Origin of the sequence: Ascidiimonas meishanensis, assembly GCF_037782385.1 — a bacterium.
In the GTDB taxonomy this organism is placed as follows: Bacteria; Bacteroidota; Bacteroidia; order Flavobacteriales; family Flavobacteriaceae; genus Ascidiimonas; species Ascidiimonas meishanensis.
The window spans coordinates 326715-349570 of sequence record NZ_JBBEXD010000005.1; the positions used below are offsets into that span (position 1 = coordinate 326715).

18 protein-coding genes are annotated in these 22856 nt (G+C 35.8%); 6 read left to right on the forward strand and 12 right to left on the reverse strand.

The annotated features are described in order from the left end of the window. Window positions 1-320: 320 nt before the first annotated feature. From WBG07_RS11675 to WBG07_RS11690, 4 genes are all read right to left on the reverse strand, one after another. On the reverse strand, window positions 321-773 hold the full coding sequence (locus tag WBG07_RS11675; RefSeq protein WP_340201501.1) for a DUF1569 domain-containing protein: 453 nt from the start codon (window positions 771-773) through the stop codon (window positions 321-323). A gap of 140 nt (window positions 774-913) precedes the next feature. Beyond that, a complete protein-coding gene (locus WBG07_RS11680; RefSeq protein WP_340201502.1) occupies window positions 914-1291 on the reverse strand; it encodes a hypothetical protein in 378 nt (125 codons plus the stop codon). Between the two features lie 227 nt (window positions 1292-1518). Next, entirely contained in the window at window positions 1519-1842 is a 324-nt protein-coding gene (locus WBG07_RS11685; RefSeq protein WP_340201503.1) for a hypothetical protein, read from the reverse strand. A 61-nt stretch (window positions 1843-1903) separates the two neighbouring features. After that, the gene (locus tag WBG07_RS11690) at window positions 1904-2857 is read right to left on the reverse strand and encodes an NAD-dependent epimerase/dehydratase family protein (protein WP_340201505.1); all 954 of its coding nucleotides are present in this window, start codon (window positions 2855-2857) and stop codon (window positions 1904-1906) included. A 273-nt stretch (window positions 2858-3130) separates the two neighbouring features. On the opposite strand from WBG07_RS11690, the gene WBG07_RS11695 reads away from it, so the two are divergent. From WBG07_RS11695 to WBG07_RS11710, 4 genes are all read left to right on the forward strand, one after another. Further along, entirely contained in the window at window positions 3131-3646 is a 516-nt protein-coding gene (locus WBG07_RS11695) for a hypothetical protein (protein ID WP_340201506.1), read from the forward strand. 13 nt (window positions 3647-3659) lie between these two features. Continuing rightward, window positions 3660-4166, forward strand: coding sequence for a nuclear transport factor 2 family protein (locus WBG07_RS11700; protein ID WP_340201507.1), 507 nt, complete (start codon window positions 3660-3662; stop codon window positions 4164-4166). A 75-nt stretch (window positions 4167-4241) separates the two neighbouring features. Continuing rightward, window positions 4242-8453, forward strand: a complete 4212-nt coding sequence (locus WBG07_RS11705; protein WP_340201509.1) for a thrombospondin type 3 repeat-containing protein — start codon at window positions 4242-4244, stop codon at window positions 8451-8453. Continuing rightward, entirely contained in the window at window positions 8450-9154 is a 705-nt protein-coding gene (locus WBG07_RS11710; protein ID WP_340201511.1) for a hypothetical protein, read from the forward strand. The genes WBG07_RS11705 and WBG07_RS11710 overlap by 4 nt, the downstream gene beginning before the upstream one ends. 202 nt (window positions 9155-9356) lie before the next feature. Here the strand turns inward: WBG07_RS11710 and WBG07_RS11715 are convergent, their stop codons facing one another. The 3 genes from WBG07_RS11715 to WBG07_RS11725 all read right to left on the reverse strand — a co-directional run bounded on the left by WBG07_RS11715 (window position 9357) and on the right by WBG07_RS11725 (window position 13246). Beyond that, complete coding sequence (locus WBG07_RS11715; RefSeq protein WP_340201513.1) at window positions 9357-10064, reverse strand: tetratricopeptide repeat protein; 708 nt, start codon at window positions 10062-10064, stop codon at window positions 9357-9359. Window positions 10065-10128: 64 nt separating this feature from the next. Beyond that, complete coding sequence (locus WBG07_RS11720; protein WP_340201515.1) at window positions 10129-10935, reverse strand: SDR family oxidoreductase; 807 nt, start codon at window positions 10933-10935, stop codon at window positions 10129-10131. Further along, window positions 10928-13246 carry a M28 family peptidase gene (locus tag WBG07_RS11725; protein ID WP_340201517.1) on the reverse strand — a complete coding sequence of 773 codons (2319 nt, stop codon included), beginning with the start codon at window positions 13244-13246 and terminating at the stop codon, window positions 10928-10930. The genes WBG07_RS11720 and WBG07_RS11725 overlap by 8 nt, the downstream gene beginning before the upstream one ends. Before the next feature lie 231 nt (window positions 13247-13477). On the opposite strand from WBG07_RS11725, the gene WBG07_RS11730 reads away from it, so the two are divergent. Then, window positions 13478-13945 (forward strand): CBS domain-containing protein, encoded by a 468-nt coding sequence (locus tag WBG07_RS11730; protein WP_340201518.1) that lies wholly within the window; start codon window positions 13478-13480, stop codon window positions 13943-13945. Here WBG07_RS11730 and WBG07_RS11735 read toward each other — a convergent pair. Genes WBG07_RS11735 through WBG07_RS11750 form a run of 4 tightly spaced genes read right to left on the reverse strand, consistent with a single transcriptional unit; the run spans window position 13942 to window position 19503 of the window. After that, entirely contained in the window at window positions 13942-14292 is a 351-nt protein-coding gene (locus WBG07_RS11735; protein WP_340201520.1) for a hypothetical protein, read from the reverse strand. The two genes, WBG07_RS11730 and WBG07_RS11735, sit on opposite strands and share 4 nt — an antisense overlap. 5 nt (window positions 14293-14297) lie before the next feature. Beyond that, a complete protein-coding gene (locus WBG07_RS11740; RefSeq protein WP_340201522.1) occupies window positions 14298-14798 on the reverse strand; it encodes a DUF6265 family protein in 501 nt (166 codons plus the stop codon). Window positions 14799-14805: 7 nt separating this feature from the next. After that, a complete protein-coding gene (locus tag WBG07_RS11745) occupies window positions 14806-17961 on the reverse strand; it encodes a VPS10 domain-containing protein (RefSeq protein WP_340201524.1) in 3156 nt (1051 codons plus the stop codon). A 6-nt stretch (window positions 17962-17967) separates the two neighbouring features. Then, complete coding sequence (locus WBG07_RS11750) at window positions 17968-19503, reverse strand: carbon-nitrogen hydrolase family protein (RefSeq protein WP_340201525.1); 1536 nt, start codon at window positions 19501-19503, stop codon at window positions 17968-17970. A 188-nt stretch (window positions 19504-19691) separates the two neighbouring features. On the opposite strand from WBG07_RS11750, the gene WBG07_RS11755 reads away from it, so the two are divergent. Then, complete coding sequence (locus WBG07_RS11755) at window positions 19692-20024, forward strand: single-stranded DNA-binding protein (protein ID WP_340201527.1); 333 nt, start codon at window positions 19692-19694, stop codon at window positions 20022-20024. 237 nt (window positions 20025-20261) lie between these two features. Here the strand turns inward: WBG07_RS11755 and WBG07_RS11760 are convergent, their stop codons facing one another. Further along, window positions 20262-22841: a CHAT domain-containing protein gene (locus WBG07_RS11760; protein ID WP_340201529.1), complete on the reverse strand. Its 2580-nt coding sequence runs from the start codon at window positions 22839-22841 to the stop codon at window positions 20262-20264. Between the last annotated feature and the right edge of the window lie 15 nt (window positions 22842-22856).

The window sequence follows — 22856 nt, forward strand, 5'->3', positions numbered from 1 at the left end:
GGGGCTACGTAGGAGACGCACCAAACGTGCGCAGCACGCAAAGCATTTGCTTTGGAATGGGAGCTTGTCCCGATTCCTCGGGGATTCTTGGTGGGGCTACGTAGGAGACGCACCAAACGTGCGTAGCACGCAAAGCATTTGCTTTGGAAAATAGAAATATTTGTTTTTGATTATTTCAGTATTAATTAGGGAGCGTATTTTTGAACTCTTTTAGATTGATTTTTGAATAAGGTTTTACTCATATTCTTAAAATTCAAACGCTTCCTTAGCCTGCCACTATACTTTAAGGAGCTTGGGTTTATATCTAAGGGATTTTCTTTTTACACCCCAAATTGAGTCAAATGGTGATCGAGGTGTTTACTCAGCATATTATTCCACTCTTTTTTTGTTAGAACTCCAAAGGAATGAGATTCTTTTCCATCAAAATAGTCTTCTCCAAGTTGTTGTGTTTTATTTATATAGTCAACTAAACGTTTTTTTTCTAATTCAAACTTTTTACTGTCCTTTATTATAAATTCTGGAGCTGTTCGTCCGTTTTTTTTAAATGGCTTTTCACTTACTACAAGTTTCTTCACAAATAGTTTAAAGATCAGTTTTTTAAGGCCTTTTGGTTTTGGGGGAGTAGTATCGTAAATCATTTCGTAGGATACATTGCAATGTGCGAGCATTTTCTCTACATTCATTTGTCCCCAATTTGGTCTTGTAGTGGGTGTTAATTTATCAATGCGGCTTATAAATGCGGCCGTGTCTTTTGGATCGAATACATTTTTCATTTTCCTTTTGATTTAGTTGGTCACTTCTGTTTCAAAGGGCTTTTTAAATACACCTTATTAACAGCATAAGAACCATAGAGCATATGATTACGATGCTTTTGATTAGCACTAAGTCAAATATAAATATTTTGCTTTAATATTTAGATATCTAATATCCATTGATTCAAATTATCAACGGGATTAGGCATTTTTTCTTCTAACAGTTTCTTTAATATTTCTGGCTTAAAAGAGATCTCTTTACTTTCAATCACCCAAAACAAATAAGCCTCTGGACCTCCGTTTAAATAGGGGGCAGGAGAAGAAGGATAAAAGAGTATTGGAGGTTTTTCATTGGTAGATGGGTAGTTCATAATATGTGCCAATTCTTGTACCACATTCCATGCATATTTATGGCCTAAGTCAATCTCAAATTTCACCCACCAATAACCTTCTTTATTACTACCTTTTCCAATAGACGATCTAATTGCAGGAATTCTTATTAAAAATTTTTCTAAAGACTCAAAAGTGCTGTTGTCCATCAGTTTTTTCTTGTATTCGTTTTACCTAATTTTTTTAATATTTAAATTATGTTCTATAAACATGTTCTAAATTCGTTATAATTCCACCTTATCCATACTAACCACATCCTCCATATATTCAAAACTCATTTGAGTATCTTCTTAAAACAAGTCGGAAATAATCATAATAAAACCTTCTCTTTTGTTAAAAGTATGGAGTCCACAGCGGGGACACCCCAATTGCGAGCTTATATCCTTACTACTTTATATTTCATCAAACTTGGCAAGAGAATATGCTTATAGTTTTTGATTTCCAGAGCATTTGCAAACCAACCAATATGATGTTGATGCAAGCCAAAAGCCTTACACTTAACAACTTTCCAAAACACTGTTTTTTGAAGCATAGTTGTAAGGCATCTTAGTTTGTTTTTCATCTCATTTTCTAAACGGAGATACCCACTCTTAGCGATTTCAATTGTTCCTTTGCCAAAGTTAGAAAAATCAATAATTTCTGGATGAAGAGAAACCGTAAATACTTCTTTTTTAATATTTTTCTTAGTTCCTACAAACATTCAATTATTCATTAAAAAGGAAATTTAATCCCAAGGAGTTGTATGGGTACTTAAAAACAAGTTAAGAGGCATTGCTAGTACCTAATTCTTTTAACATAATCTGAGTAATTTTATCCAGATCATACGTATGTTGCCATTGCCAATCTGTCCTAGCTTCACTATCATCTATGCTCTCTGGCCAACCATCTGCAATTTCTTGGCGGTAATCAGGTTTATAGCTGATAGTAAAATCAGGTTTTATTTTTTTAATGCTGTTGGCAATCTCTTCTGGACCAAAACTTATAGCAGCTAGATTATAAGAAGAACGAATCTTAATAGATTCCTCGGGAGCTTCCATGATTTTTATAGTAGCATTTATGGCATCCTCCATAAACATCATAGGTAAAACAGTGCCTTTTTTCAAAAAACAAGAAAAATGCTCGTCGTTGGCGGCTTTGTGATAGATCTCTACCGCATAATCGGTAGTGCCACCACCGGGAGGAGTCTTATAGCTGATAAGTCCGGGATAGCGAATACTCCGAACATCTACCCCGTATTTTTCATAAAAATATTCGCACCAGCGTTCACCAGCCAACTTGGTAATGCCATAAACAGTCAATGGCTCAATGATGGTTCTCTGTGGGGTGTTTACTTTAGGGGTAGTAGGACCGTATACTGCAATAGAACTTGGCCAAAATATCTTTTTAACAAGATTTTCTCTTCCCATATCTAAGACATGAGAGAGGGAATTCATGTTAAGTTCCCATGCTAATTGTGGATTCTTTTCAGAAGTTGCAGATAATAGTGCAGCCATTAGATATACATCTGTAATCTTATATTTTTTTACCACATTAACCAGAGATTGTTTGTCTTTTGCATCTACTATTTCAAAAGGACCTTTGCCTAAAAGTTGCTCACTACCTTCTCGAATATCAGCTGCGATTACATGTTCATTTCCATGACGTTTTCGCAATGCCAAAGTGAGTTCGGAACCAATCTGTCCGCATGCACCGATGATAAGAATTTTTGTTTCCATTAAATTTTTTAGAAAAACCTAGGTCAAAGATAAATATTTCACCTTGTATTTTTTAATTAAAAACAAGAGCTTATATTAAATATTTCATAAAAAAAGTACATTTGACAAACTCCTAATTATTAATAATTTAAATATTGGGCTTAATTTTTAAGAAAATCCCTATGTTTATGATGGGTAAAAATTCAAACTAATATGGTATTTTTAAATGTTGAATATGAAAAGAATTAGTTATTAATGAAAGAAGTGGTATCCACAAAAAAGAGATTCATAAATATGCGTTCCTATTTTAGAAGATCTATTGTCTTTTTAGCTTTCTTTCTTGGTTTGTCTTGTGAGGATAAAAAGAAAGAAACTACAGTGACAACGAATAACCTAGAAGCTACCGAAGTAATCCAAGAGAAACTTCCAAAACTAGTTGTACTCGTGGGAAAAGCAAAAGAAAATGTGGAACAGTGGACAGAGTTTACCGATTTTGATATTGAAATGCAACGTATTTATGAAAAAGAAATAGATCTTGAGACGCTATTTATAGAATTATTGAGAAAAGAAGTAGAGTTAAGAGATTCAAACTTTCCTGAAAAATTTGAGGTTTCAGCGGTGAAAAGTAGATTATTAGTACTTAGAACCTATCTTGGCAGGGCAAAGGCAGCACTTGAAGAAAACAACCCTGATGTCATCCATAAAGAAAAAATAGCAATTCTAAATGCATATAATGCATTTAGAATTCAGTTAATGGATGTTTGGAAAAAGAATATAGCTGAGGAATTTCTTAAAAACGATTCCATTTAAATAATAGATATCTATGAGATATAAATACTTAATAACCATCTTTTTAATACTCATTACGAGTGTTAATATACTAGCGCAAAAAACTGAAAAAGAAGTCATAAATGAAGTTTTAGATGCATGGCATCTGGCAGCTTCAAATGCCTCTTTTAATGCGTATTTTGACTTAATGACAGAAGATGCTGTATTCATTGGCACAGATGCAACCGAAAACTGGCAGAATGATGACTTTAAAACATTTGCCAAACCGTATTTTGATAATGGAAAGGCATGGTCTTTTACGCCAATTGAACGAAATATATATCTAGAGGAAACGGCAAACTTTGCTTGGTTTGATGAACTTTTAGATACGCAAATGAAAATCTGCCGGGGCAGTGGCGTCTTAAAAAAGGTATATGGAAAATGGAAAATCACACATTATGTGTTATCTATAACAATTCCTAACGATAATGTTGATAAAGTTGTTAAAGATAAAGCAGATTTCGATCATAAATTGATTGATGAACGGAAAAAGAAATATTAACATCTAAATTCTTAACATTTTTTTTAGATTTTTAAAAACTTCTCATATATTTAGCCCTTAACTTGATATTTTACTATGAAAAGGTTATTAATCCTCTTCGCCTTTGCATTTTCTGCAATGGCGTATTCACAATTTAATGAAGGTGCCCCCTGGATGGAAGAACTCCAAAATAATTCAGCGAGAGGACCTCAACAACCCTATTCTATTTATGAAATAAGCGAAGCTTTTGATGAATATTGGGAAAATAGAGACTACACCAAGAAAGGGAGTGGTCATAAACCCTATAAAAGATGGGAAAGTTACTGGATTCATCTAGCAGATGAAAATGGATATTTACCAACTGCAAAACAGCAGTGGGAAACCTACCAGAGAAAGCTAAATGGAATTGGTCGTTCCAATCCTACCAGTAACTGGCAACCTCTGGGTCCTTTTACCCATTTAGCACCTGGAAATCGTTTACCAGGACAAGGAAGAGTAAATGCAATTGCGATTGATCCTGTAGATGCCAATGTATGGTATGTGGGTGCTCCTGCGGGGGGGATCTGGAAATCTGAGAATGCTGGAGTTGATTGGACGCCACTATCCGATAAATTACCTCAAATTGGAGTTTCCGGAATTGCGATAGACCCTACAGATACAGACATTATTTATATTTCAACTGGAGATGATGATGCGGGTGATACCAGAAGTGCAGGTGTATTTAAAAGTATAGACGGCGGTCTCACCTGGAATCAAACTGCTTTGAATCCATCTAATACACCAAGTTCTATGAACGAAATTTTGATGGACCCAGGCAATTCAAGTACGCTTTGGGTAGCCACTAATGATGGTGTTTACAGAACCAGTAATGGAGGAGACAACTGGAGTTTATCTCTTGCGGGGCAGAATGTAAAAGACATTAAACTAAAACCCGGAACCAGCAGTACTATCTACGCCGTTACTAACGATAGATTTTACCGTTCTACAGATTCAGGGGTTACTTTTAACCCAATCACAATAGGGTTACCAACCTCCTCTGGAAGACTTACCATGGCTGTAACACCAGCGAATGCGAACTATATTTATATAGTGAGTGCCAATACGCGCTCTAATGATTATTCATTTCAGGGAATTTATAAGTCTATAAACGGTGGAGATTCTTTCTCTAAAACAGCTAGTAATACAGAGATTTTAGAAAGCTCTCAAGCATGGTTTGATTTGGCAATTGAAGCAAACCCAAACAATGCAGAACAAATTTTTGTAGGATGCCTTAATATATGGCGCTCTAATGATGGGGGAACTAGCTTTTCAAAACTCAACAATTGGTTTACCAAAAATGCCGCCTATACACACGCAGATATTCATACCTTGAGGTATTTTAATGGTGATCTTTATTGCGGTAGTGATGGAGGTATCTATTCTTCATCAGATAATGGTACTTCTTTTACAGATCATACTTCTGGTTTAGCAATAAGTCAGTTTTACCGTATTTCAGTGGGTAAAGATGATGCGAGTAAAGTAATAGGAGGCCTGCAAGATAATGGAGGACATTCTTTAAAAGATGGACAATGGAGAAACTATCATGGAGGTGATGGTATGGATAATGTGATGGATCAATCAGACAACGCACTGATTTATGGATTTACACAATATGGAGGCTCTCTTAATATTTCATCAAATGGAGGCGAAAGTTTGATTGGAATTGTTCAGGAACCAAATTCGCTTCGTGGAAATTGGATTACCCCTTTAGCAATGGACAAAAATGGAACGGTTTACGCTGGATATAATGCACTTTTCCGTCTAGATGGATTATCTTGGACTAAGCTTTCAGATAACTTCTTTGCAGATGCAGACGATCTTGAGATAGATCCTATTGATCCTTCTATTATTTATGTTGCCATAAACCGTGCCTTATTGAAAAGTACAGATGCTGGTGCTACGTTTACAAACATGTATACCTTTCCCTCAAATATTACAGAAATTGAGGTGAATAACAACGACAATTCTATTGTTTATGCAACCACAGCAAGCAATGGTAATTATGGGGTATTTAAATCTGAGAATGGTGGAAATGACTTTACCAGTATACGAGGAAACTTACCAACAGATCAACCTTTCCTTGCGATCGTTCATCAAGGAAGAAATACTACCAACCCTATATATGTAGGGACTAATATAGGGGTCTATCGTTTAGATGATACGCTAACAGAATGGGAAGAGTATTATACCAACCTACCTAATGTACCCATTCGTGATATGGCAATTAGCCTTTCAGATGGAAAACTTGTTATAGGAACTTATGGACGTGGTGTATGGGAATCAGCAATTCCAGTTGAAATTCCAGATACCGATATAGGTCTTTTGGCTATAAATCAGCCTACCGGTAGCCAAATATTTTGTGGTGGAGCCGTTCCTGAAATTGAAGTGAAAAACAATGGTACCTCGCCTATCACAGAGGTAACAGTTACTTATTCTATTAATGATGGAACCGATAGTGTTTATAATTGGACAGGGAATATTGCTGTAGACGGTGAAGGAAGTATTCAATTACCACCATTGACGTTTGAGAATGGAGAGTCAGTATTAAAAGTTAATGTATCTATTCCAAATGATGCGTATGGTGATAATAACGATTTAGCAGTTACTTTCTTTGGAAATGTAGAAGGGAATGCAGCAGAGGTAAATTCTTTTGAGGATGAAACGGACGCATTAATTGCCTATAATGAAGCGGGCGGCACGCCAGAATGGGAACGCGGCATCCCTGCGGGCACATTATTAAATAGTGCAGCAAGCGGAACTAGTGTTTATGGGACTAATTTAGCTGGAGATCATAACAACAATGTGAAAAGTTATTTAGTAACAAGATGCTATGATTTCTCTACCATCACCAATCCAGTCTTTAAGTTTAAGATGGCTTATGAGTTAGAGATTAATTTTGACATTATGTATGTTGAATACTCTACAGATCAAGGAAGTAACTGGAATGTTCTTGGAACCAAGAATAGCGGTCCAAATTGGTACAATAGTGATCGTACCAATGCTTCTTCTGGTGCTTCAGACGATTGTCAGAACTGTCCCGGGGCACAATGGACCGGAACCAATGCAACTATGACCGAATATTCATATGATTTTTCTTCAAACGTAGCAAATGGGGATACAGATCTTAGAAGTGAAACTAATGTAATGTTTCGTTTCGTATTTCATTCAGATCCAGCAGTACAGGAAGAAGGTGTAGTAATTGATGATTTTGTTATTGAAGGCGAGCAGGATGACGATGATGATGATAATGATGGTGTTTTAGACGATGTGGATAACTGTCCTTCCATTGCGAATGCAGATCAGTTAGATACAAATAATGATGGCGAGGGTGATGTTTGTGACGATGATGATGATGGAGATGGTATTCTGGATGTAGATGATAATTGTCCGCTTACACCAAATCCAGATCAGGCAGATGCAGACAATGATGGACAAGGAGATGTATGTGATAATGATAGTGATAATGACGGGGTACTTAATGAAAATGATGTTTGCCCAAATACTCCACAAGGAACCACCGTAGATGTCACTGGTTGTGAAGTATTCTCATTACCAGCAACTAATTTTTCTATCAAACTTTCAGGTGAAACTTGTATTTCAAGTGATAATGGGAAGATCAATCTAACTGCACAAGCAACTTATACCTATACGGCAGCGGTTACTGGGCCAAACGGGTTTGATGAAACATATCCGTTTACGAATTCTTTAGAAGTAGCAGATCTTGCGGCTGGAGAATATACTATTTGTGTTACTATGGCAGAACAGGCAGGTTATGAGCAATGTTTTAACGCAACGGTATCAGAACCTGAAGATTTATCCGTATTCTCAAGAGTTAATGGTATTAAAAAAGAAGTGACCCTTTCTTTAGAAGGTGGCGACCGTTACTTTATTACACTTAATGGAGTCACTGTTACTACTACCGACGATGAAATTACAATGGAGCTTCCGTATACAGAAAACACGCTTCAGGTGAAAACAGATAAAGATTGTCAAGGTGTTTATGAAGAAACTATTCTATTGAATGATCAGATATTGGTATATCCAAATCCTTTAACTGGAAACACGTTATTTGTAAATCTTGGTGAGTTTAATCAGGAGAAAGTATTTATTTCTGTGATTTCGCTTCAGGGACAAAAGGTATTAGCCAAAGAATATCCTGTTAGTAACGGGCAAATTCAGATTAATGTAGGCGGATTGGCTCAAGGAGCTTATCTACTTAATATAAAAACGGATGGTTCACTCTTAAACTATAAAATTATCAAGCGATGAAAAAGTTAACATTATTATATACCACAATACTAGCTATTGCGATTACATCCTGTGGTGGAGGAGGAGATGACGTACAAGAAAAACCTGAGGTAACGCCTCCATCGGCAGCAACCCTCATTTTTCCTGAAGACAATACAGAATGCAACGAAGGAACGGTGATTTCAGATACGCAAAGTACTGTAACATTTAGGTGGAATGCGTCTGATAATACGGATTCATATACAGTCAATGTTAAAAATTTGAATACCAATAGTACAACAAGCCAAAATGCTTCCACGAATCAGTTAGACATTACCATTTTAAGAGGAGTTCCTTACTCCTGGTCAGTTGTTTCAAGAGCCAATGGCGCTTCACAAACGGCAACTAGTCAAACATGGAAGTTTTATAATGCTGGTTTACCAGTGGAGAGTTATATACCGTTTCCTGCAGAAGCAATTAGCCCTACAACAGGGGCAGATGTAGATGCTTCCTCAGGAGCGGTCACCTTAGAATGGGAAGGAGAAGATATTGATGATGATATTCAGAATTATGATGTTTTCTTTGGTGTGGATAATCCTCCTGCTACAAAAGTAAACACAGTAACCGCTTCCAGTATTAGTGTAGATATAACAGCTGGTAATGTGTATTACTGGAGTATCGTTACACGTGATCAAGAAGGAAACACTTCTAACTCAGAAGTATTTCAATTTAGAGCTAATTAATAGTAGACTACCTGTACTAATTTTAGTTAAGCCCGGCTTTCTATAAGTCGGGCTTTTTATTTAAATTATTTAAAAGGAGTTTTCTTAATTATTCTATAGTCTGAGCGTAAGAAAATGATTTACCCTCAAGTTCATAACAAACCCAATCTGCAAAAGATAGTAGAACGTGCTAACTTAAATAGCAATATTCAATAGAAAATTATTAGTTTTTAGGCTTCTTATCCTCAGGTAGATTCTTTCTTGATAAAAGTGCTTTTTTACTCAGTTCTGCTAGGTTAAAATTAGGAGAAACCGCTAGTGCTTCGTCTAATAAAGCGACTGCACTGTCAATATTATTTGCTTGATCTTTATTAAATTCTATCAATGCTTTTAAATGAATAAAAGCAGCTTTTAAAGATACTTCATAAGGAACCTGACTTTCATAAAAACCTTTTAGATCTTCCTTTTTAGCATTTGTAATTCCGTATTCAATTTTTTCCATCGCTGCATCCGTCTTTCCCGTTTGAATTAAAAGATCCGCCATTTCATAAGCCATATAAGGATTGGGTTTTCTGCTAAATAGAACTTCATACTGTTCCAATGCACGTTGAGGTTGTTTTAACGCTTTTAGAGATACCGCCTTTACTTCAACTGCGAGATCCGAATCAGAAGAAATTTTATCTACACCAATAGTATTTAATGCCTGAATATATTTACCACCATTAGCGTATAAATATGCTAAAGTATCTTTTCTTGACTGTGATGGTTTCAGGAGGTTTAAATGCGTCATAGCATTAATAATACCTTGCATATCACCTTGAGACCGCATTTGTTGGTAGAAATTCTCATAATGTTGTACCAATGCAGCTTTGTCTTGTGCTTGCAATGATACCACTGTGATTAACATTAATCCTAGAATAATCTTCTTCATGTGTTGTTTATTTTTAGTGGGATCAAATCTATTAAAATTATTGTAGATAACTCTTAATGAGATGCTAAAGGTTGATGTCTTTTTGAAAATGATAGTTCAAGTCTTCTGTTAAAAATGAAGAGTCAATATATTTTCCTGTGAATGGTGAAGATTCATATTGAGGAGGTGGGATGTTTCTTTTCAATGCAGCATTTGTATAATATACTTCTTTTGAAGGATGTAGGGGGTAGGCAGCATTATAAGTTTTGCCTAAAGGCTCTTGTGCAATTAGTTGTTTGATAATGTTAATACAATCTTCCTGATGAATCAGATTTACAAAAGCGTTTGGATGTTTAATATCTTGTTTGCCGGAAAGATAAGTAACCGGATGTCTGTCTTGCCCAATCAATCCTGCAAATCTGAGGATGGTGGTATTAAATGAAGTTTCTTTTTTCAGAAGTTTTTCACTCTCTAGTAATTGTTTTCCGCTTTCAGTTTGGGGAATAGGTAAGGTTTGTTCTGTGATCTTACCTGTTAGGTTTCCATAAACAGAAGTACTACTAACGAAGATTAAATGCGTGATGTTACTATTCTTAACCGCTGAAATTACATGCTTTATTTTTGCTACAAAATTGGCAGACGAATTTCTCCTTAATTTTGGAGGAATGTCTACGATCAAAGTATGCACCCCGTCTATAAAATTTGTGATGTCACCTTCAATCCCAGACTCATTCACTTCAATTAGAAAAGGCAGAATAGCAGCACTGTCTAAAATGGATAATTTGTTTTGAGAAGTAGTGGAACCTTTTACTTGAGATCCTTCTTTAATTAAGGAAGTTGCCAAAGGTAATCCCAACCATCCGCAACCTAAAATAGCAATTGATTTATTCAAAAGAAATAGTTTTTTTAACGATAATTGCATCATTCAATATGAATGGTTTAGGAATGCAATTTTCTGGTCTGGGGGGCACCGAGAAAAGTTCATTCATTAAGAGGTCATAAGAGGATTCAAAAACATGAAGTTTGATAGGTTGATTTACAGGAATAGACATTTCAATCTCTGTAGGATCATTGTTGCTTACATAATGTGTAATTAAGCGTTTTCTAGTTTTTACGCTTTCAAGAAATTTTTTAGATAATGAGCTTCCATTAACAGTACATGAATTAATAACCGCCCCTTTTTCAGTAAAAACAGTAAGTCTGTTGATGGTTCGTTTAGATTTAATACAGATTTCTAAGAGACGTTCATTACCTACTACGGTATCTTTGGAAATTAGAATCTCTGGCAAAGGAATTGCTTTAGGTGTGGCAGTAGACGCATAAGAAAGCTTGGTTCTGTATTTACTGGTAAAAACAGTATTTAACATATTGGTTTCAACGTTCTTTTTGTCATTTACATATTGCTTTACCCAGTCAGCAGGCATTACATCATAAGTTGCCCAGTAACTTTTATTTGAATTGCCATCTTGCAGGTATACAAGACTTGTTGGTTTTGGGGTATTTTTAGTGAAACCAGCATCAAAATGAGCAGACATAAAGAATATAAACCCTAAGAGAATGCCAAAGTATCCTAATTTTTTTAGTTTAGGAAACTGATGAAAGGTAGCTATAAGCAATCCAAAAATGCAAACGCTCAAAAGTGCGGAAAGTACAAAAGGAGAAAATTCTGTACTTCCCACATTCATTTTAAAACCTAAGCCTACGGGAAATGCTTGAATAAAAGGGGTTAGAATCCAAATAGCAGGAATCCCTAAAAGCGTTATAAAGACAAGAGAAGATTTCTCATATACACTTATCATATATAGGATAGCCAAAGATGCAAATGCAGGAATAATAAAGAAACTGGCTCCTTTAAGATAGAAAGATGCAAGTGAAGTTATCACAAACCACAAAACAATGGGCGCTATTAATAAATTAGCCGCACTTATTTTCTTAAACTTACTGTAGACCCAGAAGCAAATACCTATAAATGTTAGTATAAATGCACTTATATATGTATATCCATTGTAAGGGAATTTGTGTAGAATTTCATCATATTGAGGATAAAAGCTATGTAGAATAGTATAGGCAAAAAATCCAAGAACCATGCAAATAAGTAAGGAAGCTAAGAAAGGAACAAAACCTTTAAGACTGTCTGTAATAGAAATTGTTTTTCGTTTGATTCCAATAATAAATATGATCACAAATAGCAGTATGGAAATAATCAATGACGGGAGTATCCATGAAAATGGATAATAGACCATTTTAAAGAATGGAACCGTAAAATAGACATAATCATTTGATGCTTTCAATGAAGAGATGTCATTTTCTGAGAAATAGTCTAATAAAGGCATTAAATAGCTACCTAAGTGCGCCACCGTATTCTTGTCTAAGCGGTCATACCTGTCTAAAGCAGAATGGTAATCAAAATGATCGTCAATAAAAGCAAAATTAAAACCATCAATATTTTTGTCTTCTCTAAAAACGGTAAGGTCTGTATCATTTGGCAACATTTTATAGATGCTGTATGCCAAAGAGTTTGCAACGGGATAAGAGGGGTCTGCTTTATAAAATTCTTCAATAAGTTTGCTGTTTCCGCCATTAGTTTCAATAAGCATATAAGCAGGGCCTCCGCTTCCTCTGGCTTCAAAATTAAGAACAAGTCCTATTTCTTCTGCCCATGGATGCTTATTTACAAATAAATCGGCTCCGTTTAGCCCAAGTTCTTCTCCATCGGTAATTAAAATAATGATATCATTGGTGGGTTTCTTACCAGCTGCTAAATAAGCTCTGAGACCTTCTAAAATAGTAGCCACTCCACTTCCAGCATCACTAGCCCCATAAGAAGAATGTGGGCTGCTGTCATAATGGGAAAGCAATAAAAGTGCTTTCCCTTTAGAAGTACCTTCAATTCTTGCCATGATATTGGTTGCCTTACTAAGGTTGCCATAATCTCCACTGTTCATGCCTTCGTGGATTCCGGTTTGCAGACCTAATTTTTGTAACTCGTCAATAACATAATCTCTAACTTCGGCATGTGCTGGTGCTCCCACATAATGTGGCTTTTCTGAAATTTTCTTCACGTGCTTTAAAGCACGTGCCGCAGAGAATTCAGTTTTAGGAGCGTTTTCTGGATTTATTTTTTGTGGAAGGCGGTTATAAAATGTAGTATAGACTGCCGCTACCAGAATCAGAAAACTTATAACTATAGAATATTTTTTCAATTTTTTGAAATTTAGCCAGGTTAAAAAAATTATGAGCAAATGTAAATCATATCGTAGCTTAAAACTACTAGTATTTGATAGGGATAAGCTACAAAAAAACAACTTTTGCTACTCTTGTATTTAAGCCCTTTAAAAATAAGGAATTCATAATTTTTAACAGCAACCTTTACCAAATAATTATTTTAATTGACACAAAATGAGTAACTTTAATATGAACCAAAAAATAAACGTATGGGCATCAAGAGTTTTCAAGGAGAGCGAGCAGAGCTAAAAAAGGAATATAATGCTCCTATATTAGTATCAGATTATATGAGTAAAAAGCTGGTAACTTTTACACCAGATCAATCTATTTTAACAGTAATGGAGATGTTTACAAAGCATCGCATCTCTGGGGGTCCAGTTTTAGGAGATAGGGGGCAATTAGTAGGAATTATTTCGGAAGCAGATTGTATGAAACAGATTTCTGAAAGTAGGTATTTTAATTTGCCAATTTTGGATAAAAGTGTAGAACGATTTATGACCAAAGGGGTGGAAACAATACCGCATGACACCAATATATTTGATGCGGCTTCCATTTTTTATAAAAATAATAGAAGAAGACTTCCAGTACTAGAAGACGGAAATCTTGTGGGACAAATTAGCCGAAAGGATATTGTGGTAGCTGCGTTAAAACTTCAAAGTATGAACTGGCAGCACTAATTCTCTCGTTTTACCAACATATAATAGTCATTATCTAAGAGTCTGTACCCAAGGTCGTATACAAAGTAGTAAGTGTGTCCGGTTTTTGTGGTATAAATACTAGTGAAATAGTCAAAATCAAAACCTTTATCTATCAATCTCAATTTGGTAGTTTTAGGTTTTGAAGCTGGATTCATTTGTTCCAAAATGCGGTAATTTTTCCGGAGTCGGTTATTGATATTTCTAATGAGATTTTTACTGTCTTTATTTATGCGGTTATTGTAGATATTTCTGCAGTAGTCGCTACAAAATTTCTTATCGATTCTACCTACCAGCTTCTCCCCACATTCTAGGCAACTTTTCTCCATCACTGCTATTGCTTTTTATAATTGAATTTTACTTCACTTTCGTGCTCACCATCTTCACTAATCATTACATAGATATTCATTTCAGTATCACTCACTTTTTCAAAAGTGAAATTATCAAAATAAACAATACTGCCTTCCTTTTTAATAAATTTAAAGTCTACAGTTTCATCTTTTGTTTCCCAGCCTTTTAAATTACTGTGAAAATGTTTCAGTTTTAAAACAAGACCTTCTGGCATTTCCATGATGGCTCCAACTTCATAAAAATTAACCTTATTATCTATGATATGACGAAATACAAACATCATAGAACCCGCTTCTGGTGCACTCCAGATTTCTTCTGCAATACCACCAAAGGCTTCTCCTCTCCAATGACCTTGAATCCAAGAGAGTTCATTTAATGCTATTTGCTCTATAGCAGTATCCTGAGTAAGTGTAATTGTTTTTTCTCTTTGAGAGAAGACAAAGGCAGACATAAAAATCAGTAATAAAAAAATGCTTTTTTTCATGGCTCTATTATTTATTATTAAGAATAATAGCAGGCAAATCTAGTGCCTTGAATTGTTCATTAAAGGCATGCATTTCCTTACTAATTATTTGATCTCTCATGGTTGTATATTGCTTCCAATCTTCTTGAAGATCCTTTAGGCGTTCTTTAGCTCCTTCGGTAAGTTTTGGGTCTGCCGTATCAGCATAACTTCTAAGGTACATAAGCTCTGCATTCAACTGGTTATTAAAATTAATAACATCTTGAAAGGTCTTTTGTTTTGGTTGAATTAGATTTTCTTCCCAAGTATTAATCTGTGCAATGAGACTGTCTGCTAGTTTAAGTAAGCCAGACACTTTATCTCCTGCTCCCAATAGGTTTTTATAGTTCTCTAATTGAGATTTTGCAGAGCGCATGGTATTTACAGATTGGTGAATATCACGAATCATTCCTTCAATGGTAATAAGGAATTGTTGTTGTTCTTCAAAATTTATTTTGGAGACTTGCATACGCGGATCCTGAAGAATTTCTACCTTGGTTTTTACACTTTTATCTTCTAAGGTAAGTTGTAAAGTATAGGTTCCCGGTGCTACGTTAGAACCTTTGTAATTTCCAAAAACAAAAACATTATCTACAGCCGGAAGCATTTCTCTGGTAAAATCCCAAGTAAACCTGTTTATTCTGGCTTTAGATGATAGTACCTCTGGTTTTTCTGGACCACCTGGCCAAGTTTTAAAGTCTTTTGGTTTTTTATTGGTGTACGTTTTAAGGATGTTTCCTTGTAAATCTATTATTTCCAGTTTAAGTGAAAGGGAATCCGCAGCTTCTTTTAGGTAATAATCTATGGCAACTCCTTGCTTAGGGTTCTTGCCAAGGCCAGGCGTAAATTCATCTTTGCTACCCCCAAAAAGTCGATAAGTGTCTTTGGGTTGATAGATTGCTAATACTTGTTCAGAATCTTTTTTCAGGTATTGTTGTAAACCACTCAGATCATCTAAAATCCAAAAAGACCGTCCCGCTGTAGCAGCTACTAAATCATTATCCTGAATAGTCAGATCGTTAATAGGTACTACTGGAAGATTCAATTGAAACGGCTCCCATACCAAACCATTGTTTTTAGAAATATACATTCCGGTTTCTGTTCCCGCATAAAGCAGTCCTTTTAGTTTAGGATCTTCTCTCACCACTCTTACAAATGTATGTGGAGTATCTATCCCATTGGTAATTTTCTCCCAAGATGCTCCATAGTTGGTGGTTTTGTATATATAAGGATTTAGGTCATTGAGTTTGTAACGCATTAAGGTGATGTATGCAGTAGCTTTATCGTGTGGAGATACTTCTATAGAATTTACAATACCTTCCTGCATTCCCTTAGGGGTTACATTCGCCCAGTTTTTGCCCCCATCTTTAGTAATATGCACGAGACCATCATCTGAGCCTGCCCATAAAACTCCTTTTTCATGCACAGATTCTGTGAGATACATAAGGGTGTGATAGTTTTCACCACCAGCTGCTTCATTGGTAAATGGAAACCCTCCGGGACCTAATTGCGATTTGATATTTCGGGTAAGGTCTGGACTTATTTTTTCCCAGCTAATTCCTCCATCGGAAGTTTTGAAAACCACATTTCCAGCGTGATAAATGGTATTTCTGTCATGAGGAGAACTAATGATAGGAGCATTCCAATTATAGCGATATTTAAAATCTTTTGGAGCATTGCCAAGAGCAAGCTCTGGATACTCTTTTATTTCTTTAGAAATTCCTGTTTTTTTAATCCATTGTTCAATGATTCCTTGATAACAACCTCCATAAATTATTTTGGGATTGTCTGGGTCAAATGCTAAATAGGCACTTTCACAGCCTGCTACAGAATACCAGTCTTTCCATCCAATGCCTGAGCCAGCTGTTCTACTAGCGATGGCAATTGCTGAATTGTCTTGTTGCCCACCATAAACAGCATAAGGAACCTTATTGTCTGTAATCACCCGGTAGAATTGTGAGGTTGGTTGATTTTGTTGACTAGACCAACTTTTACCACCATTTAGAGAAACATTAGCCCCTCCATCATTGGAGTTAATCATATATTTTGGCTGCTTAGGATTTATCCATAAGTGATGGTTGTCGCCATGCGGAGTAGCAACCTTGGTAAAATTTTTTCCACCATCAACAGAAACCATTACAGGAGCATTTAACACATAAACAATATCTTCATTTTTTGGATGCGCAAAAATTTCCATATAGTACCAAGAACGGGCTATATTGATTCGGTTTTTATTGATTTGAGCCCATTTTTTTCCTGCGTCATCAGATCTGTATACGCCACCTTTATCACCATCCGCTTCAATAACTGCCCAAACTCTATCAGAATTTGCTCTTGAAACGGCAACACCTACTTTACCCATTACTTCTGGTAACCCTGTTATTAATTGATTCCAAGTGTCACCACCATCTGTGGATTTATAGAGACCAGAATTTTTTCCACCAGATTTCATGGTATAGGGGAAACGTTGATGCTCCCATAAGGCAGCATAAAGTATTCGTGGATTAGTCATGTCCATTCGCAAAGAAGATGCGCCTGTGAGGTTATGCGTAAATAAAATCCGTTTCCAGTTTTTTCCACCATCTACTGATTTGTAGATGCCACGTTCTTCAGATGGTCCGTATTGAGCCCCCTGCACGGCGACATAAACAACATCAGGGTTTGTAGGATGAATGACTACATCTGAAATATGCATGCTATTTTCCAAGCCTAGATGTATCCATGTTTTACCCGCATCTGTAGATTTGTAAACGCCATCTCCACTAGAAGTCATTACGCCTCTTATAGCATGTTCCCCCATGCCCACATAGATTACATTGGCGTCTGATTCTGAAACGGCGATAGCACCAACCGTTCCTGTTTTTAAAAAACCATCTGAAACATTTTTCCAAACAATACCGCCATCTGTTGTTTTCCACACACCACCTCCCGTACTGCCCATATAATAGGTTAGCGGATCTGAAATCACACCGCAAGAAGCTACACTTCTGCCACCTCTAAACGGACCAATATTACGCCATTTAAGGTTTGTAAAAGTCTTCTCAATAAGAGGTTGATTTATTTCTCTCTTCTGTTTTCTTTTTTGTGCATTAGAAAGAATGGGTACAATCAAAAGCAACAATATGGATAAACGGAAAATTTTCATGGTATTTTATTTAGCTAAATTTACTTTTTTAAGTTCGTATAGGTCATGTCTACGGTCTTTGAGGATACGAACACTTCCATGCTCATGAAGTTCTTTGAGCAAATCTAGGTTGACGTCTACAATTAATGTCATTTCTGTATTAGGAGTAGCTTCTGCTTTGATTCCGTTGGTAGGAAAAGAAAAGTCGGAAGGTGTAAATACAGCAGCTTGGGCAAACTGGATATCCATATTATTTACTTTAGGTAGGTTGCCAACACAACCTGCTATGGCCACATAACATTCATTTTCAATAGCACGAGATTGCGCACAGTGCTTCACACGGGTATAGCCGTTTTGTGTATCTGTTAGAAAGGGAACAAATAGAATTTTCATTCCTTGATCTGCTAGTAATCTTGGGAGTTCGGGAAATTCCACATCATAGCAAACTACAATGCCTATTTTACCACAATCTGTATGGAACGTCTGAATTTTATCTCCACCCGTCATTCCCCAATGTGCTACTTCATTTGGGGTAATATGAATTTTGGTGTACATCTCGTAAGAGCCATCTCTTTTACAAAGAAATCCTACATTATACAATTTACCGTCTTCTACATAAGGCATACTTCCGGTAATAATGTTAATATTATAGGAAATGGCAAACTCCAGAAATTTTTGGCGAATGGGTTCTGCAAATTTTGCCAATTCTCTAATGGCATCTGCTTCTGATAAATGATTGTAATCTGCCATAAGCGGCGCTATAAATAACTCGGGGAAAAGTGCAAAATCACTTTCATATCCGGAAACAGTATCAATAAAGAATTCAGCCTGATCAAAAAGAGCTTCCAGATTACCAAGAGGCCTCATCTGCCACTGAATAAGACCCAGGCGAATAATTGATTTTCGGGTATTAATGAGTTTAGGACTTTTATCGTAATAGATATTATTCCATTCCATCAGTACCGCATAGTCTAAAGAACTCACATCTCCTTCCAGATAGTTTTTCATGACTTTTTTAACATGAAAATCGTTACTCAATTGAAAGGATAACACCGGATCGTGTAATTCTTTCATTCTAACTTTTTCAATGTATTGTTTGGGAGACATATCGTTAGCATGTTTCACATAATTTGGAATGCGCCCAGCAAATACAATGGACTTTAGGTTGAGTTGTTCGCTTAATTCTTTTCGAGTATCATAGAGCCTTCTTCCCAAACGGAGTCCGCGAAATTTTGGATGAATAAATACATCAATACCATAAAGTACGTCTCCATTGGAGTCATGAGTAGAAAATGTATATTTTCCGGTAATATCTTCATAAGTATGATTGTCATCAATAGAATCATAATCAACAATTAAAGACAATGCTGCTCCTACTACTTTATCATCTGCTAAGACTACTAGCTGGCCTTCCGGAAAGATTTCTAATAATTTTTCTATATGATGCTCTTTCCAGTAGGAGCTTTCCAGTTCTTGATAGGCTTCTTGCATAGAAGCTTTTAATTCTCGATAATCATCAAGTTTGAGATTTCGTAATTCTATTTTGCCAACAGCTGTATTCATTTTAGATACAATTTTTAATGGGACACATAAACGTTTACAAACGACTACAAACGTTTACAAACGATTTTAAACGAAAGCAATTATTTACGAACCGAATATAATTGATTTGCTACAACATCTTTGCATTATCGATTTGAAATCGTATAGCAATATCTTAAAAATACTTATTAACTTTTAATTATTAAATCATGAATGCATTAAGAAACAAAGTACAATTAATTGGAAACCTAGGTAACGATCCTGAAATTATTAATCTTGACAGCGGTAAAAAATTAGCGAAGTTTTCTATTGCCACCAACGAATCTTATAAAAACGCAGAAGGCGAAGTAGTAAAAGATACCCAATGGCATAACGTAATTGCTTGGGGAAAAACAGCGGTAATTATTGAAAAGTATTTGGTAAAAGGCAATGAAGTTGCCGTTGAAGGAAAACTAACAAATAGAACCTATGAAACTAAAGAAGGTGGAAAACGATATATTACAGAAGTAGTTTGTAATGAGTTATTGATGTTGGGGAAGTAAACGGCACTTTTCTAATACATACAATTTAACACCAAGGGTTTGGCTTTTTTAGAGCTGAACCCTTTTTTAAATAGATTTAGTTTAAAATGATTCTCATCCTCATAAAGATATGCCATAGTGTTTTATTACTTTTTGTTTTAGTGGATGGGTACTCCAGTCTTCCTATGTATTGGTGTACGAGTTGTAGCCACATTTAAGGGGGGTGATCATAATTGAATACCCAAATTCAAGCTAACTTCACTCAACAATATTTTTAAGAATGGACAAGTTGACGAGATGAATCCTAAACCAATACACCAAAAACAAACCACCCAACAAAAACAAACCACCTAAAAGATAGTACACCGTTAGGCTAGACTCCTTGGGTTGGTTGAGACTTCCATAAAACACAAAAGAGCTCCAATAGTAGGGAGACTTTTTGAGAGTACTAATCTGGTCACTTTCTAAATAACTCAATTTAGCATGATGGTTGGCAAGGTATTCGGATTGGTGTGTTGCATAATCTGAATAAAAAGAACGCATTATTTGAGAAGTAGCCAAATCATTTATAGGCCAAAGAGAGAATAAGATATTTTTTGCACCAGCATATTGAAAACCGCGTGAAATACTCATAGGGCCTTCGCTTTTATAGACTTTTCCCACGCCTGTTTCGCAAGCACTTAGTACTACCAAGTTTGCATTTATATTCAGCGCATATATTTCATTTAAGGTCATAGCCCCATCATAGAAGCTAATATTTACAGGATTTTTGGCATTTCCGGCGCTTGCATGTGTAGAGAAGTGCAGTATATTGTAGTTTGCTTCATTTTTTATAAAATTGGCTTTAGTAGCTTTATCGTGCATCAACAGTTTTGCAGTCATCTCCTTGCGTATATAGATGGCTTCTTCTAAAGAGTACGTAAGTTTTTGATTGGTATTTTTAAATACTGGAAATACCCCTAAAACTTGAGGCATATCATTTCTTTTAGACTGCTCAAGATAAAAGGGAATGGCGGTGTTATATAAGACACGATGCTTTTTAATTACAAAAGGCATTTTCGTATAATTAGTGGTGGCAGCCTCAGCCGTTAATAAGGCTTCAAAAGGAATAAAATTTAATAACCCATCTGGAATAACAATGATATTCTCATGGGAAGAAAGCTGCTTGAAACCTAGCAATTGATACATCTCAAAAGCATATTTTTTAAATGTAGGGATATCATTGTTTATAATAGAAGCATTGTTAAAGAGGTTATTGAAAGCAACAATTTTATTTTGGGTAGTTTCACTTAGTGCGATCTTATTAAATACCACAGAATCTGGGGTGATACTAAATTGATAAATAGCCCGGGTACCATAAAAGTATTCCACCAAAGTAGCATCGTCAGTTTTAAGTTTTTTTTGCAGCTGTTTGCTATCAAAAGGAGTAAGGTCTCTTTGATGGATGGCATCAATGCTTTTTTTCAGTGTTTTTAGTTCAATACTAATGGTATGCAAACGTTGACTTAATTGGGTGATGATAGCAGCTTTTGAAGAGCCCATTTGTTCTTTAATCAAGAGATTAGTGTACCGCTCTTGTGCTGTTAACAGTTGATGTTCTTTTTGTAACAAAGAGTCGCTAGGGAACTGTGTTAACAATGCTTTTTTAAGAAATGCTTCTTTCAGAATAAGAGATCTACTTCGTTCTGCATACTGCAAAGCAGCGTTAAAGTAAGAAGCACTTTTTTCTTTTTCATACTCAGAGTAAAGCAGGGCAATACATTTTTCTTGACGTACTCTGTTTCGTGCTAAGGTTTCAATTTTGGATGCTTGCGAGGTGAGATTGCGGTATAATAAAGAGGATACATAGGTACTTAAATCATAACACTCCAGTGCTTGCGGGGTAGTAGGTTGATTGGCTGCTAACAAGTCTAAAATAACCGTAAAAGTAGCATCTGCATAGAGGTCTTCTTTCTTGGGGAGCCCTTTGCCGTTAAAATTAGGAAGCAGTAACCGCAATGCCCTTTTTAGGTTTTTTGAGGCAGCAGCATAGTTAGTACCCATTAAATAAAGCTGCGCCTCTTCTACGGCTAGTTTGGCTTTGGTTCTTATAGATAATGTATCTTTTTCAAGGAAGTCTTTTTTATACTTAAAATAGCGCAATGCGTTTTGAAAATCCTTGTTTTTTATCGCAAGCTGGTATTTTACTTCATTCGCATTGTAGGTATTTTTGCTGGTTATCGCATTAATTTGGTTTAAAGCAATAAGGCTGGTATTTCTAATATTTTCAAGCTTTTGGGCTTGTTTGGTAGTGAGTTTTTTGATTTTTAAAGCTTCATATGTAATAGAAAGAACCGTTTCATGCTTCCCCATGGTTTGATAAAGCAGCCCCAAATTAATAGCACCTCCTATTCTATGTGCTGTATGATTATTTTTTTCGGCTAGAAAGATATATTGCTTAATAGTACTCTCCGCATTCGTATAATCGCCTCCTTTAATATATAAATTCCCCAAAGGTTTCAGGCAATTTTCAGTGATGTCGTAATCAGATAGTTTAGAGAGTTGGTAGTTGTTAAACCGTGTCCATGCCTCTTCGTAACTTTTGGTAGCTTCCTCAGGACTTTTATATCGTAAATAGTAACCTTCAAAACAAAGCAAAAACACAAATGCCAATTGCTCATCCCTTGTTTTTAGCAGATTTCTAAAAGGTGCTATTTGTTTTTTAAAGACCTGATAAGAGGCATCATTTTGGTTTTCAATAAAGTTTTCGGTAGCCACATAAATTTGCTCCTCAAGTGATTGCGACATTGCAACACAACCCATGAATAAAACCCATATGTAGACTATTTTTTTCAGCACAAAATACGTTTACTA